11 protein-coding genes and 1 tRNA gene are annotated in these 13,415 nt (G+C 75.0%); 4 read left to right on the forward strand and 8 right to left on the reverse strand.

Annotated features, from left to right (window positions below):
- Positions 1-34 precede the first annotated feature (34 nt).
- Positions 35-2,797, forward strand: a complete 2,763-nt coding sequence (locus tag SRB5_RS12320) for a DEAD/DEAH box helicase family protein (protein ID WP_153451829.1) — start codon at positions 35-37, stop codon at positions 2,795-2,797.
- A gap of 12 nt (positions 2,798-2,809) precedes the next feature.
- On the opposite strand, the gene SRB5_RS12325 is transcribed toward SRB5_RS12320, so the two are convergent.
- The 5 genes from SRB5_RS12325 to SRB5_RS12345 form a co-directional block, all read right to left on the reverse strand.
- Positions 2,810-4,726 (reverse strand): tetratricopeptide repeat protein, encoded by a 1,917-nt coding sequence (locus SRB5_RS12325; RefSeq protein WP_153451831.1) that lies wholly within the window; start codon positions 4,724-4,726, stop codon positions 2,810-2,812.
- A 65-nt stretch (positions 4,727-4,791) separates the two neighbouring features.
- Entirely contained in the window at positions 4,792-5,445 is a 654-nt protein-coding gene (locus SRB5_RS12330) for a response regulator transcription factor (RefSeq protein ID WP_323377801.1), read from the reverse strand.
- Positions 5,433-6,563, reverse strand: a complete 1,131-nt coding sequence (locus tag SRB5_RS12335) for a sensor histidine kinase (protein WP_153452003.1) — start codon at positions 6,561-6,563, stop codon at positions 5,433-5,435. The genes SRB5_RS12330 and SRB5_RS12335 overlap by 13 nt, the downstream gene beginning before the upstream one ends.
- 53 nt (positions 6,564-6,616) lie before the next feature.
- On the reverse strand, positions 6,617-7,495 hold the full coding sequence (locus SRB5_RS12340) for a hypothetical protein (RefSeq protein WP_153451832.1): 879 nt from the start codon (positions 7,493-7,495) through the stop codon (positions 6,617-6,619).
- A 191-nt stretch (positions 7,496-7,686) separates the two neighbouring features.
- Positions 7,687-7,750, reverse strand: a tRNA-Ser gene (locus SRB5_RS12345).
- 64 nt (positions 7,751-7,814) lie between these two features.
- On the opposite strand from SRB5_RS12345, the gene SRB5_RS12350 reads away from it, so the two are divergent.
- A complete protein-coding gene (locus SRB5_RS12350) occupies positions 7,815-9,194 on the forward strand; it encodes a pyridoxal phosphate-dependent decarboxylase family protein (RefSeq protein WP_153451833.1) in 1,380 nt (459 codons plus the stop codon).
- A gap of 46 nt (positions 9,195-9,240) precedes the next feature.
- On the forward strand, positions 9,241-9,453 hold the full coding sequence (locus SRB5_RS12355) for a hypothetical protein (protein ID WP_153451836.1): 213 nt from the start codon (positions 9,241-9,243) through the stop codon (positions 9,451-9,453).
- 3 nt (positions 9,454-9,456) lie between these two features.
- On the opposite strand, the gene SRB5_RS12360 is transcribed toward SRB5_RS12355, so the two are convergent.
- Positions 9,457-10,656 carry a PucR family transcriptional regulator gene (locus tag SRB5_RS12360; protein ID WP_323377803.1) on the reverse strand — a complete coding sequence of 400 codons (1,200 nt, stop codon included), beginning with the start codon at positions 10,654-10,656 and terminating at the stop codon, positions 9,457-9,459.
- Between the two features lie 96 nt (positions 10,657-10,752).
- Here SRB5_RS12360 and SRB5_RS12365 point away from each other — a divergent pair, with 96 nt between their 5' ends.
- Positions 10,753-11,622, forward strand: coding sequence for an SGNH/GDSL hydrolase family protein (locus tag SRB5_RS12365; protein ID WP_153451838.1), 870 nt, complete (start codon positions 10,753-10,755; stop codon positions 11,620-11,622).
- Positions 11,623-11,688: 66 nt separating this feature from the next.
- Here SRB5_RS12365 and SRB5_RS12370 read toward each other — a convergent pair whose 3' ends face one another.
- Together SRB5_RS12370 and SRB5_RS37085 are read right to left on the reverse strand one after the other, a co-directional pair.
- Complete coding sequence (locus tag SRB5_RS12370) at positions 11,689-13,131, reverse strand: alkaline phosphatase PhoX (RefSeq protein WP_153451839.1); 1,443 nt, start codon at positions 13,129-13,131, stop codon at positions 11,689-11,691.
- A 138-nt stretch (positions 13,132-13,269) separates the two neighbouring features.
- On the reverse strand, positions 13,270-13,398 hold the full coding sequence (locus SRB5_RS37085; protein ID WP_267132585.1) for a hypothetical protein: 129 nt from the start codon (positions 13,396-13,398) through the stop codon (positions 13,270-13,272).
- Positions 13,399-13,415 lie beyond the last annotated feature (17 nt).

Raw genomic sequence — 13,415 nt, forward strand, 5'->3', positions numbered from 1 at the left:
GGGCGCTGTCGGTGGCGTCCTCTACGCTCGGCGAATGAGCACCCTCGCCCTCCGCCCCCATCAACGCGCCGCCCTCGACGCGCTCGAGGCGTGCTGGGGCGCGGGGCGGCGGAGGGCCTGGGTGGTGTTGCCGCCCGGGAGCGGGAAGACCCTCGCCGGGCTGGAGGCCGTGCGGCGGCTGGGCAGGCCCGCCGTGGTGTTCGGGCCCAACACCGCCATTCAGGGGCAGTGGGTCCGCGAGTGGGAGCGGCTGGCCGGGTCGGCGGCCGGGACCGACCGGGCGCTGGGGTCCGAGGTCAACGTGCTCACGTACCAGGCGCTGGCCACCTTCGACCCCGAGGCCGAGGTCGACGAGGACGGGGATGCCGCCGGCTCGCGGCTCGCGCGGCTGCGCGGGGGCGGGCGGGAGCTCGTCGGCGCCCTGCGGGGGCTCGGGGCCTTCACGCTGCTGCTCGACGAGTGCCATCACCTCCTCGACACCTGGGGCGAGCTGGTCGCCGAGCTGCTGCGGGAGCTGCCCGACGCCACCGTCATCGGACTCACGGCCACCCCGCCCGACCGGCTCACCGCAGCCGAGGCCGCGCTGGTGGAGGAGCTGTTCGGGCCCGCCGTCCCCGGGCCGTCGATTCCCGCCGTCGTACGGGAGGGGCATCTCGCCCCCTTCGCCGAGCTGATGTGGCTGACCGCGCCGACCGGGGACGAGGCGGCGTGGCTGGCGGCGGAGGCCGAGCGGTTCGCCGAGCTGACGACCGATCTGCTGGACCCCGGCTTCGCCGCCACCCCGTTTCTGACCTGGCTCGACGCCCGCATCGTCGCCCGGGACGGCGGCGCCGGCTGGCAGCGGTTCGAGCGCGAGCACCCGCAGCTCGCCGGGGCCGGGCTGCGGTTCCATCACGCCGGGCTGCTCGCCCTGCCCGAGGGCGCGCGGCTGCGGGAGGAGCACCGGACGCGGCCGACGGCGGCCGACTGGGTGTGCCTCCTCGACGACTACATACGCCGCTGTCTGCGCCCCGCCGGCGAGACGGCGCCCGTGGAGGCCATCCGCACCGCCCTGCCCGCCGTCGGCTACACCCTCACCGCGCGCGGTGTACGCGGCGGACGGTCGCCCGTCGACCGGGTGCTGGCCCGCAGCGCCGCCAAGACGCGGGCCGTACGGGAGATCCTCGCCGCCGAGGACGACGCCCTCGGGGAGCGGCTGCGGGCCGTGGTGCTCTGCGACCACGAGCGGGCGACGGCGACGCTGCCCGCGCGGCTCACCGGGGTCCTCGACGAGCAGGCGGGATCCGCCCGGCTCGTGCTGCGGGAGCTCGTGGACGACGGGCGGACGGCCGGGCTGGCGCCGATGCTGGTCACCGGGAAGACGGTGGCGGCCGCGAAGGAAACGGCCCTGGCCTTCCTGGAGTTCTGCGGTGTCGGGGGGCTGGAGCTCGTCCCCGCCGACGGGCTGGTGGAGATCACCGGGCCGTGGAGCAGCCGGCGGTGGGTGCCGCTCGTCACCCGGTTCTTCGAGAGCGGCGGCTGCCGGGCGCTGATCGGTACGCGCGGGATGCTCGGGGAGGGGTGGGACGCGCGCGGGGTGAACACCCTCGTCGATCTGACGGAGGCGACCACCGCCACCGCCGTGGTGCAGACGCGGGGGCGGGCGCTGCGTACGGATCCGGGGTGGCCCCAGAAGGTCGCGCACACCTGGTCCGTGGTCTGTGTCGCCGCCGGGCATCCCAAGGGCGGGGCGGACTGGGACCGGTTCGTGCGCAAGCACGAGGGGTACTTCGGGGTCACCGACGCCGGGCTGATCATGGCGGGCGTGGCTCATGTGCACCCCGGGCTGTCGCCGTACGCGCCGCCCGCGGAGGAGGACTTCGACCGGCTGAACGCGGTGATGCTGCGCCGGGCCGGTGAGCGGGACCGGGTGCGGGAGCTGTGGCGGGTGGGGACGCCGTACGAGGACCGGCTGGTGCACACCGTGCGGGTGACGCCGGGGCGGGCTCCGGTGCGCCGGGGCGGGGCCGCGGCGGTGCGGCAGCCGCCGGGGGTGCTGCCCGCGCGGCGTGGGGTGACGCCGCTGCGGGAGCCGGACCGGCGGGTGGCGCGGCGGCGGGCGCGGTGGCTCGCCGGGCCGGCGGGGGTCGTGGGGGGTGTCGCCGGGGCGGTGGCGGGGAGCGCCGTGCCGGGGCTGTCGGCCCTGGCGGTCGCCGGGCTGCTGGTCGGCTTCGGGGTGCCGTACGGGGTGCTCCGGCGGCGGGCGTACGACTGGGCCTGGCGCCGGCTGCGGACGTCCCTGGGCGCCGGGCTCCTGGCCGAAGCCGCGTCGGACGCCGACCTCCCGGCCCTCGCCTGCGCGCTGGCCGACGGGCTGCACGGGGCGGGGCTCAGCCCGAGGGGCGCGGACGCGGTACGGGTCGAGCCGGACGGCTCGGGGGCGTACCGCATCCACCTCGACGGCGTGCCACCCGAGGTGTCGGAACGCTTCGCCACGGCCTACGACGAGCTGATCTCACCGCTCACGACGCCCCGTTATCTGATCCCCCGCTATCTGATCACGGCGACCGGCCCCGAGGCGGGCCTGCGGCTGTACGACCCGCGGCCCCCGGAGAACGCGGTGATCCACCACGCCGTCCCCGCCGTCCTGGGCGAGAACCGCAGGCGGGTGGACGCCTTCGCGGCAGCCTGGTCCCGCTGGATCAGCCCCGCCGAGCCGCTCTACACCCGCGGCCCCGAGGGCGCCGGAATCCTCGCGGCCCAGCAGGGCGCGTCCCCCCTGGACGTCACGACGAGCATGCGGGCGGCGTGGGCCTGAGGGCCCGGCCCGTCACCGCCGCGACCGCCGCAGCTTCCCGAGAAGCCCCCGCTTCCCCTCCGCCTGCTTCTGCGCCGCCCGCATCATCTCCCGCGCCCGCTCCTCCGCGTCCGCGGGCTCCTCGGCGTCCGAGCGCGCGATGTCGGCCGACAGATCACGCGCAAGCGCCAGAATCCGGTCGTCCATCCACGGGCACAGCAGCGTCAGCTCGCACAGCGACCCCAGGATCGTCACCGGCCGCGTCCGGTACGCCTCCGCCGCGTCCAGCATCCGCCGCGCGACCGCCTCCCCCACGTCCTCACGGGTGTCCGGATGCGCCCACGCGGTCGCCACCAGGGCAGCCGCGGCGGCCTCGTTCACCCAGTCCTCCGGCCCGTGCAGCAGGTCCAGCAGCAGCGACCGCCGCGCGGACCCGGCCCAGGGCTCGTCGGCCCGATGGTGAGCCAGGGCCAGACAGACGAAGGTCTGCACCCCCCGCACCCACAGATCCGGCGCCTGCGCCAGCAGCGCGCGCCCGTCCTCGTCGTCCGCCGGCGCCGGCGGACGGGCCAGCAGCCCCAGCAGGTCGGCGACCGGCAGCCCGCTCAGCCGTACGGCGTGGTCGTACGCGCCCGGCAGATGCGGCCAGGACGGCCAGGCCACCGCGCGGGCCAGATCCACCGCCTCGTCGGACGGCGCGGCGACGGCGGGCACGGCGGAGAGGCCCTCGTACCGCCAGACGACCGTGCCCACGTCGGCCTTCGTGGGGATGCGCGGGTCGGGATCACCGGCCGTGTGATGGGTGATCGAGGCGCGGGGGAAGTTGAGGCGGACCGTGGCCATCGCGCTCGGCGGCTCGACCATCGACGCCGCGAACTCGATCTCGTGGTCCCGGGCCGAGTCGCCGGAGGCGAGGAACTGCCGGTGCGCGTTGATCGTGGCCTCGGTCGCCGGGGTGACCCGGCCCAGCCAGGGCCGCCCGCCGCTGTGCTGCGCCAGCACCTTCCCCGCGTACGCATGGTCGGGATGCTCGCGCCAGTGGTCCACCAGCCCCACCAGATGCGCCGGGTCCCCGTCCGCCGCGAACCGCACCCCGAACAGCGCCGGCGCCGCCAGCGGATCGCCGGGGGCGGCGGCCAGCGCCCGCTCCAGCCACGGTATGCCCTGGGTCGCGCGCCCCGTCCCCGCGTACAGCTCGGCCACGTCCACGTGCAGCGACACGTCCGACGGATCGCGCCGCAGCTCCGCCTCCCAGACCCGCAGCGCGTCGTCCGCCCGGTCCGCCGCGCGCAGCGCGTACCCCAGCATCACGCTCGTCCAGTGGCCCGGCTCCCGCCGCTGCCCCTCCTCGGCCCACGCCACCGCCTGCTCCACGTCCCCCATCCGGCGGGCGAGGCCGGAGGCGAACGCCGCCAGCCGTCCCGCGTCCGGATGCCGGGCGAGAACCGCGCCGGTGAGGTCGTAGAACGGCCGCAACGCCGCCCGGTGTCCGCCGGGGACGGGCTCGGGAAGGGCGCTGACAACGAGGGCGACCGACCGCATCATGGCGTCGGGGCCGATCTTCCCGGCCACCGCGTCGTCCGCGGCCCAGCCGGCGGGCGTCCAGGGCCGCTGGTACTCGGCGTTGACCGCGGCGGCCATCAGATCCACCGCGTCGTCCCACGCGCCGCCCGCCGCGGCGACATGCGCCCGGCAGACGACGGCTCCTATGAACGGCTCGTCCATGGGGAAGAGGTCCAGCGCACCGGCCGTCCCCCCGGCCCGTACGGTGAGCTCGGCCAGGGCCTCGTGGACCTCCGGGAGCTGCGGGTCCCCGGCCATCGCGTTGCCCAGATGGCTCGCGGCGTGCGGCAGATCACCGCCGTCCATGATCAGCCGGGCCAGCGCGGTCTCCCCCTCGGCCTCGAGCCGCTCGTCGCCGCAAGCCGCATCCGTATGCGGTTCGCCCATGGCCCGCACCCCCTCGTGCTCGTCCGTGGGGGCAACCGTAACGGGTGGCTCCGACAACGGTGTCGTCACCCCGGCCGCACGAACCCCGCCTCGTACGCCGCGATCACCGCCTGCGTCCGGTCCCGCGTGCCCTGCTTCGCCAGCACCCCCGCCACATGCGTCTTCACCGTCGCGGTCCCCACCCCGAGCCGCCCGGCGATCTCCGGGTTCGTCAGCCCGCGCGCCATCAGCCGCAGGACGTCCGCCTCGCGTGACGTCAGCCGCCGCGCCCACGGAGCCTCGGCACCGGGCCCGCCGTGCGCGGCGGCCAGGGCGCGGACGGCCTCCGGAAAGAGCAGCGAGTCGCTGCGGGCGACGAGGCGTACGGCGTCCACGAGTTCGCCGGCCCCGCACCGCTTCAGCAGAAAACCGGCGGCGCCCGCCCGCAGTGCCTCGTACACGTAGCTGTCGTTCTCGAACGTCGTGACGACGACGATGCGCGGCGCCGGATCGACCGTCCGCAGGATGGTCTCGGTGGCCCGGATCCCGTCGACGTCCGGCATCCGTACGTCCATCAGCACGACGTCCGGCCGCAGTTCCCGTACGACGGCCACCGCCTCGGCTCCGCCGGTGGCCTCGCCGACGACCTCGAGGTCGGGCTCCGCGCCGAGGATCGCACGCAGGGCGGTCCGTACCATCCGCTCGTCGTCCACCACGACGATCCGCGTCACGTCGGACACGGCAGCTCCGCCCGCAGCCGGAAGTCTCCTCCGTACGGCCCGGCCTCGGCCGTCCCGCCGAGCAGCCGGGCACGTTCGGCGATCCCCCGCAGACCGCGTCCGCCGGTGCTGCGGGAGGGGGATCCGCCGAGGGGGTTGGTGAGCGTAATGATCAACCGCTCCTCCGTCCTCGCGATGTTCAACGTCACGTCCCCGCAAGCCCCTCCGTGCCGGAGCACGTTCCCCAGCCCCTCCTGCACGATCCGGTACGCCTCCCGCGCCACCCCCTCGGGCAGCGCGTCGAGATCCGCGCCGATCCGCGCGTCGACGACGGCCCCCGCGGCCCGGGTACGGGCCAGCAGGGCGTCCAGCCCGGCGGTCGGCGCCGGGACGGTGGCCTCCTCGCGCAGGACGCCCAGCACGGCGTCGAGTTCGGCGACGGCGTCCCGGGTGGTCTCCTCGATGGCGGCGAGAGCCTCCCGTACGAAATCGGGGTCCCGCTCCAGCACCCGGCGCGCCGCACTCGCCTGCAGGCTCACGGCGCTCAGCGCGTGCCCGACGGAGTCGTGCAGCTCACGGGCGAGTTCATTACGGCGCGCGAGCTCATCGGCACGCGCCCGCGCGGCGGCCAGCCGGTCCGCCGGGGTGGGCCCCAGCAACGGCCCCGCACACCGCGCCACCAGGGCGCCCGCACCGACTGCGACGGCCACCAGCGCGAGAAGCAGGACGAGCCCGGCGGGCGGAGCGAGCCATACGGAGTGACCGATCCCGACGAATTCCCGCAGTGAACCGGCGAACGGCAGCACCATCAGCACCACGGCCAGCGGCGGGACGGCGAGAGTGATCCCGCTGACCACGGCCCCCAGCCCGACGTGCAGGGTGAACCACCCCGCGGTACGCCTCCGCTCCTGCCAGGTCCGCCCCGCGCGGACAGCGAGGGTGACGTCCGCGGGAAGCGCGCACAACGCGCGGGCGGCGCCCGCCTCCAGCGGCCGGGCCAGCGGAAACAGCAGCCCCGACAGAGCGATCAGCGGCAGCTCCATCCCGAAGACGGCGACCTGCCAACCGAGATCGGTGAACGGCTCCGCGCCCCGCCATACGAGCGGCACGAAGGCGGACACCAGCATGAAGTACGGCATGGACAGCGCGCCGCCCAGCAGCAGATGAACCCAGCGCAGCCGGGCGGCCCGGGTCACACGGCCCCGGCGGGAACGGCCCGCCGCCCGGCGAGCAGCCGCGCGCCCAGCAGCAGTAGCAGCCCACCCGCGACCATCTGCCCAGCGTAGGTCAGGCTCAGCAGGGCGGAGGGCCGATTCTCGTCGAAGGGCCCGTCGGCCAGCGAGAACAGCAGCGCCCAGGCGCCCCAGGCGGAGCTCGCGGAGCCACCGGCCCAGCCGAGGACCACGACGGTACGGACCCGCGGCGCGGGGGCGACGACGAGCAGGGCGGCCGCGGCGGTGACAAGCGCCCACAGGACATCCGGTCCGCCGGCGACCGGGTCGTCGACCGCCGACCTCAGGTGTACGCACGCGGCGAGCAGGGAAAGCCCCGCCACGCAAAGCGGCAGACGGACACCCGCACCGGGCGGCAGCGCCCCGGTGAGCGACGCCCCCCACCGCTCCCGCACGTACAGCACGAACAACCCGCCCAGCGCGAGCGCCTGCACCCCGAACCCGGTGTACACCACCCCGAAGACCCACGCGTCCAGATACTCCCCTCCGCCGTCCCCGACCGGCGTGGTCCCCCCGGACGCCTCGGCGGCGAGCTGCAGCGGAAACCCGACGGCGATCGGCGCCAGCAGCCCCGTGGCCCCCCACAGCGGCAGCAACAGCGCCCACCCGGGCACCCGCCGCCCCCAGGGCCGGGTCAACGCCAGCGCCAGAAGAATCACGGCGGCGTCCATCAGCACGGTGACGGTGTTGGCGACGGCCATCGTGGCCCGGTGCTCCAGCAGCTCGCTGCCCGCCGGAATGCCGGCGTGGCTGCCCGCGATCCAGGCGACCTTCAGCACGAGATACGGAACGCAGGCGGCAATGGCGACGGCCCGCAGAATACGCGCGACAACAGTCATGGGAGAACGCTCGCCGACAACCGGCCCCCGCCACGTCGTACGACGGCACGATCCGCCTCCGCCGTGTGGGGGAGGCGCGGTCCGCCCGCCCACGACCCCCGTGGCGGGCGGCATCCGCTGCCTCATGTGTCCAGAGATCGAAATCGGCTGCGGTGCCGTGGTGCTCTACCCAGTTGAGCTACCGACGCCGAAGCGCCGGACGGGACTCGAACCCGCAACCGCCCCATTATGAGTGGAAGTAACCGCTGCCTGCGCACCTGGACAGGCACCACCGTAAGCCTCTCCCCGAGATCACCGCACCCGAATTACGCTCGCGCACATGAACGAACCCGAGGACTTCAGCAAGCTCTTCGCCACCGCCGCCGAACACGCCGCCGCCTTCCGCCGCTCGCTCCCGACACGCCCCATCGGCCCGGCGGCGGACCTCGATTCCGTACGAGCCGCCTTCGGCGGTCCCCTCCCCCGCGAGGGCACACCCCCCGAGCGCGTCCTGCGGGAGCTGATCACCGCCGCCGAGCCCGGCGTGATGGCCACCGCGGGCCCGCGTTTCTTCGGGTTCGTGGTGGGCGGCGCCCTGCCCGCGGCGAGCGCGGCGGAAATCCTCAACGCGGGCTGGGACCAGGCCCCGTTCCAGCCCGTCCTCTCGCCCGCGGGGGCGGCTGCCGAGACGGCGGCGGCGGTGTGGCTGAAGGAGCTGCTGGGCATCCCGGAGACGGCGTCGACGGGGTTCGTCACGGGGGCGCAGGCGGCCAACACCGTGGGGCTGGCCGCCGCGCGGCAGCATCTGCTGGCGGTGCAGGGCTGGGACGTGTCGCTGAAGGGGCTGATGGGCGCCCCGCGGCTGCGGGTGATCGCGGGCGCCGAGCGGCATGCCACCGTGGACCGGGCGCTGCGGCTGCTGGGCTTCGGTACGGATCTGGTGGAGCCGGTGGCGGTGGACGCGAACGGCGCGACGGACATGGCGGCGCTGGAGGCGGTACTCGGGGCGGACGACGCGCCGGCGATCGTCTGTCTGCAGGCGGGCAACGTCAACACGGGGGCGTGCGACGACCTGCGCACGGCGTGCGAGCTGACGCACGCGCACGGGGGCTGGGCGCATGTGGACGGGGCGTTCGGGCTGTGGGCGGGCGCCTCGCAGCAGCTGCGGCATCTGACGGACGGCGTGGAGCTGGCGGACTCGTGGGGCTGCGACGCGCACAAGTGGCTGAACGTGCCGTACGACTCGGCGTTCGCCTTCTGCTCCCGGCCGGACGTGCACGTCGCGGCGATGTCGTACACGGCGTCGTATCTGACGGGCTCGGGGCAGGGCACGGGGCCCGGTGACTTCACCGCGGAGTCGTCGCGGCGGGCCCGGGGGATCCCGGTCTGGGCGGCGCTGCGGGAGCTGGGGCGGGACGGGGTGGCGGACCTCGTGGAGCGGTGCTGCGCGCTGGCGCGGCGGTTCGCACGGGGGCTGACGGACGCCGGGTTCGAGGTGGTCAACGACGTGATGCTGAACCAGGTGCTGGTGGACCTCGGGGAGCATACCGACGCGATCGTGGCGGCAGTGCAGGCCGAGGGGACGTGCTGGATGGGGGCGACGACCTGGCGGGGTCGGCGGCTGATGCGTATCGCGGTGTCGAACTACGCGACGACGGAGGCGGACGTCGACGCCTCCGTGGCGTCGGTCCGGCGGGCGGCCGCGGGCGTGACCGGCTAGCCCCTCCCGGGAAGCGTCCCCGCCGGATCCGGGTCACCCTGGAGCCATGGCATGGCATCCCCCGGTCGTGGTGCACCCGCCGTCCCCCTCGGGCGGGCGGCGGGTGACGGTGCGCGGCGAGATCCTGGGGCTCGCGCACGACGACCGTGACCTGATCGAGTTCCTGCGCCGCGCGGGGCTGGCGGACGCCGACATGAAGCTGGACGACCGGCAGCTGATCGAGTGGCGCGGCGGCGCCCCGCACCAGTGGGCCGCCTGAGGGTCAGTCCGCGCACCGCGCCACCAGCGCCGCGTTGATGAGCTGCAGGTCCGCGGGGCGCGCCGGCGCCAGTCCGGTGAGCGCGGTGATGCGCCGTACGCGGTAGTCCACGGTGTTCGGGTGGACGTGCAGGGCGGCGGCCGTCGCGCGGCGGTCGAGGTCGTGGGCGAGGTAGGTGCGCAGGGTGTGCAGCAGCTCCGGGCGGCCGTCCAGCGGTGCGAGGAGGGCGGCGAGCTCGGGGAGGGCGGGGCTGGGCCGGGTGAGCTGGTAGTCGAGGAGCACGTCCGCCAGCCGGTACAGCCCCGGGGGCCGCCCGGTGCGCCGGGCCAGCACGACGATCTCGGCGCCCCGGGCCACCGCGGCGGGCACCCCGGCGGGCTCCACGCAGGACGCCGCCGCCGTGAGGGGGACCCCCGCCTCCTTCGCCGCCCGGTCGACGAGGTCCCGCAGATCGGGCCAGGCGGGCGGCTGCGTCACCGGCAGCAGCACCGTGCCGCCGCCCGTGTCCAGCGCGGCGAGCACCGGCTCCCCGGCGAAGGCGTCGAGCACCGCCCGTACCCGGCGGATCTTGCGCCGGGCGGCGACGGCCGCGCGGGAGGCGGGGCCCGCCTCGTCGGGGTGCTCGCCCAGCACCAGCGCCACCACGGCGTACAGCGGCGCGGTGCGCGCGCCCTGCGGCGGCTCGCCGGCCAGGAGGGCGGCCATCAGGGCGTGCCGGCCGCTGTGCTCCTCGCTGTCCATGATCCGCTTGGCGGCCAGATAGGCCCCGGCGACGGCCGACGTGAGCTGCCGCTGCAGGGCCAGGGTCAGCGCGAACATCTCCTGCAGGTGCGGCAGGTCCTCGGGCCCCCCGCCGTCCGCGATCAGCTCCCAGCACATCGCCGTCCCCATGTGGTACGCGGTGAGGATGGCGTCCAGCGGTACGCCCTCCTCGGCGCGCTGGGCGGCCGACTCCCGCTGCCGGTCGTACGCCTCGTCCCCGGCGGGCGCCCGGCATTCGATGGCGTCGGCGAAGAGCCGCATCGTGTGCTGGACGATGTCGGCGATGTCCCCGGCGATCTCCTCGCGCGGCAGCATCGCGTACGCGGGCAGCTCCTTGCGCAGCCTGGCCACGACGCGCCGGCTGAGCGCGGGCACCCGGGCACGCAGGAACGGGGCCACCGGCCGGCCCGCGACGCACAGCGGTTCGTTGTCACGTGTCACAACTGCTCCCCGGGAAGTCTGCGTTACCGACCAGTTAATCAATTCCCCCGCGGTTTGCATCATGTCCCCGACAATCAGATTCCCCCCACGGGAGGCATGATGAGAGCCGCACAGTCCGTACGCCGTCTGGCCGGAGCCCTGCTGACCGCTTCCGCGACCGTCGCCGCCGTCTGCCTCGGCGCCGCGCCCGCCCAGGCGGCGACCGCCGGTGTGTACGTCGCGCTGGGCGACTCGATGGCCTCCGGCCCGCTGATCATGGACCCGACGGGCAATCTGGCCTGCGGCCGGTCCACCCACAACTACGCGCACACGCTGCAGGAGCGCTACGGCTTCAGCACGTTCCGCGACGTGACGTGCAGCGGCGCCGACACCGCCGACATGACCAGCCCGCAGCATCTGTCGCTGCTGGGCCAGGACATGGGCTACGCGCCGGCGCAGTTCGACGCGCTGAGCGCGGACACCACGCTGGTGACGCTGACCATCGGCGGCAACGACATCGGGCTGGTCGGCATCGCCCAGGAGTGCATGACGCTCAACCCGTTCGCCACGCCCTGCAAGGGCGAGTTCGAGGCCGAGGTGGCGGCGAAGACCGAGGCGCTCGGGCCGAAGCTGGCGTCGGTGCTCGACGGCATCCACGCCCGGTCGCCGCAGGCGCGCGTGCTGGTGACGGGGTACGGCGAGTACATCAGGAAGGGCGGCTGCTTCCCGCTGCAGCCGGTGCTGCCGAAGGACTCCGACTTCCTGCAGGCCAGCGTCGACGCCATGAACGCGAAGATCTCGTCCACGTCCGCCGCGCACGGCGCCACGTACGTGGACGTCCGTACCCCGAGCGCGGGCCACGACGCCTGCCAGGCCCCCGAGAAGAAGTGGGTCGAGGGCTACGTCCCCACCGACCTCGCGGCCCCGCTGCACCCCAACCGCCGGGGCGAGGAGGCGTACGCGGGAATCATCGCGGCGAAGCTGTGACCCTCTGAGCAGGCCTCCGCGGGAGGGTGGTCAGGACCTCCCGCGGAGCGCCGTCCAACTCCGGCCTCAGCGGCCGGCGTCGCGCCGCCAGGGGCCGGTGATCGCGAGCAGCAGCCCCGGGTCCTGGATGCTGGCGTACAGCGTGTCGCCGTCGGGCGAGAAGGTCACGCCGGTGAACTCGCTGTACTCCGGCTCCTCTTCGGTGCCGATGTTCAGCTCGTTGCGGGCGATCGCGTACGTCCGCCCGTCGCCGGTCGCGGCGAAGAGGTGGCTGACGCCCTCCCCGTCCTCGGCCAGGATCAGCCCGCCGTACGGCGAGACGGTGATGTTGTCCGGGCCGTCCAGCGGACCGTCCTGCCACGGGTCGGGGTTCACGCCGAGCCGCACCTTGAGGGTGAGGGTGCGGCGGGACGGGCTGTAGAACCAGATGGACCCGTCGTGCTGCTCGGGGCTCTCGTCCCGGGCGTACGACGACACGATGTACACGCCGCCGTCACCCCACCACTGCCCCTCCAGCTTGCGCGCCCGGGTGACCTCGCCCTCGCCGAACTGCTTGCGCACGGGCACCTCACGGGCGTCGCGGTCGGGCACGTCCACCCAGTCCACGCCGTACACCGTGCCGATCTCCGTGGCCCGGGAGAGGTCGTCGACGTACCGGCCGCCGGAGTCCACGCAGCGCGCCGCCTGCAGCGCGCCCGCGTCGTCGGCGAGGGTGCGCAGCCGCCCGCGGCCGTGCTCGAAGCCGTGCGGCGGGGTCCAGCGGTAGAGGAGTCCGTTGGGCTGGTCGTCGTCCTCCGTCAGGAAGACGTGGCCGCGCTTGGGGTCGACGACGGCGGACTCGTGGGCGTACCGGCCGAGGGCCTTGACGGGCTTGGGGTGACGGTTGGCGCGCGCGTCGTGGGGGTCGACCTCGAAGACGTAGCCGTGGTCCTTGGTCATGCCCTCCTGACCGGCCTTGACGTCGGTCTCCTCGCAGGTCAGCCAGGTGCCCCAGGGGGTGTGGCCGCCGGCGCAGTTGTCGGCCGTACCGGCGATGCCGACCCACTCGCCGACCGGCTCGCCGCCCCTGGAGACCTGCAGCACGGTGCAGCCGCCGGCCGCGGCCGGGTCGTACACCAGGTCCTCGGCCAGCGGCACCGGGAGGTCGGCGTCGGCCTGGGTGTCACCGATCTCGTGGTTGTAGACCAGCAGTACGGAACCGCGCGGGCCCTCGAAGGAGGCCATGCCGTCGTGCGAGCCCGGGGTGGCCTCGCCGGACTCCAGCCGGGTCACGCCGGCGTGGGTGAGCACGCGGTACGAGAACCCGGCGGGCAGCGCCAGGATCCCGTCCGGGTCGGGGAGCAGCGGGCCGTAGCCCGGCGCGGCGTGGCCCTTCGCGTGGCCGGGGGCGGCCGCCTCGCCGGCCAGGGCGCCGGGGGCGGACGCGAGGATGCCGGTGCCGCCGGCGACGGCGATCGCCGCACCGGCCGTGGCGGAACGCTGCACGAAGTCTCTGCGCGAGAAGGACATCATCTCTCCATCAGGTCGTCGTCCCCCTCAGACTCGGCACGGGGCGGTAACGGACCTCCGCGCCCCGTGGAACAGCGGCTGAACACGGCACGACATCGGGGAGCGACCGGCCGGCTCCCCGGGGGCGGCGGCCCCGCTTCACGGCTGCTGCAACGCCGGCGTCGCGCTCGCCGGGCGGGACGCGGCGAGCGCGTCCGGCATGCCGCGGAAGAACTCCTGGGACTCGGCGCTGCGGATGTCGAGCGCCTTGTCCGGCATCTCCCGCACCCCGGCGCGGGGTCACG

The organism is Streptomyces smaragdinus, from assembly GCF_009604385.1.
Lineage (GTDB): Bacteria > Actinomycetota > Actinomycetes > Streptomycetales > Streptomycetaceae > Streptomyces > Streptomyces smaragdinus.

What these genes read in the sequence shown, in the direction of transcription:
- SRB5_RS12335 (WP_153452003.1), bottom strand. Translation starts at nt 6,563, where the DNA reads ATGCCGTACTTCATGCTGGTGTCCGCCTTCGTGCCGCTCGTATGGCGG.
- SRB5_RS12325 (WP_153451831.1), bottom strand. Translation starts at nt 4,726, where the DNA reads ATGGGCGAACCGCATACGGATGCGGCTTGCGGCGACGAGCGGCTCGAG.
- SRB5_RS12350 (WP_153451833.1), top strand. Translation starts at nt 7,815, where the DNA reads ATGAACGAACCCGAGGACTTCAGCAAGCTCTTCGCCACCGCCGCCGAA.
- SRB5_RS12340 (WP_153451832.1), bottom strand. Translation starts at nt 7,495, where the DNA reads ATGACTGTTGTCGCGCGTATTCTGCGGGCCGTCGCCATTGCCGCCTGC.
- SRB5_RS12355 (WP_153451836.1), top strand. Translation starts at nt 9,241, where the DNA reads ATGGCATGGCATCCCCCGGTCGTGGTGCACCCGCCGTCCCCCTCGGGC.
- SRB5_RS12365 (WP_153451838.1), top strand. Translation starts at nt 10,753, where the DNA reads ATGATGAGAGCCGCACAGTCCGTACGCCGTCTGGCCGGAGCCCTGCTG.
- SRB5_RS12320 (WP_153451829.1), top strand. Translation starts at nt 35, where the DNA reads ATGAGCACCCTCGCCCTCCGCCCCCATCAACGCGCCGCCCTCGACGCG.
- SRB5_RS12370 (WP_153451839.1), bottom strand. Translation starts at nt 13,131, where the DNA reads ATGTCCTTCTCGCGCAGAGACTTCGTGCAGCGTTCCGCCACGGCCGGT.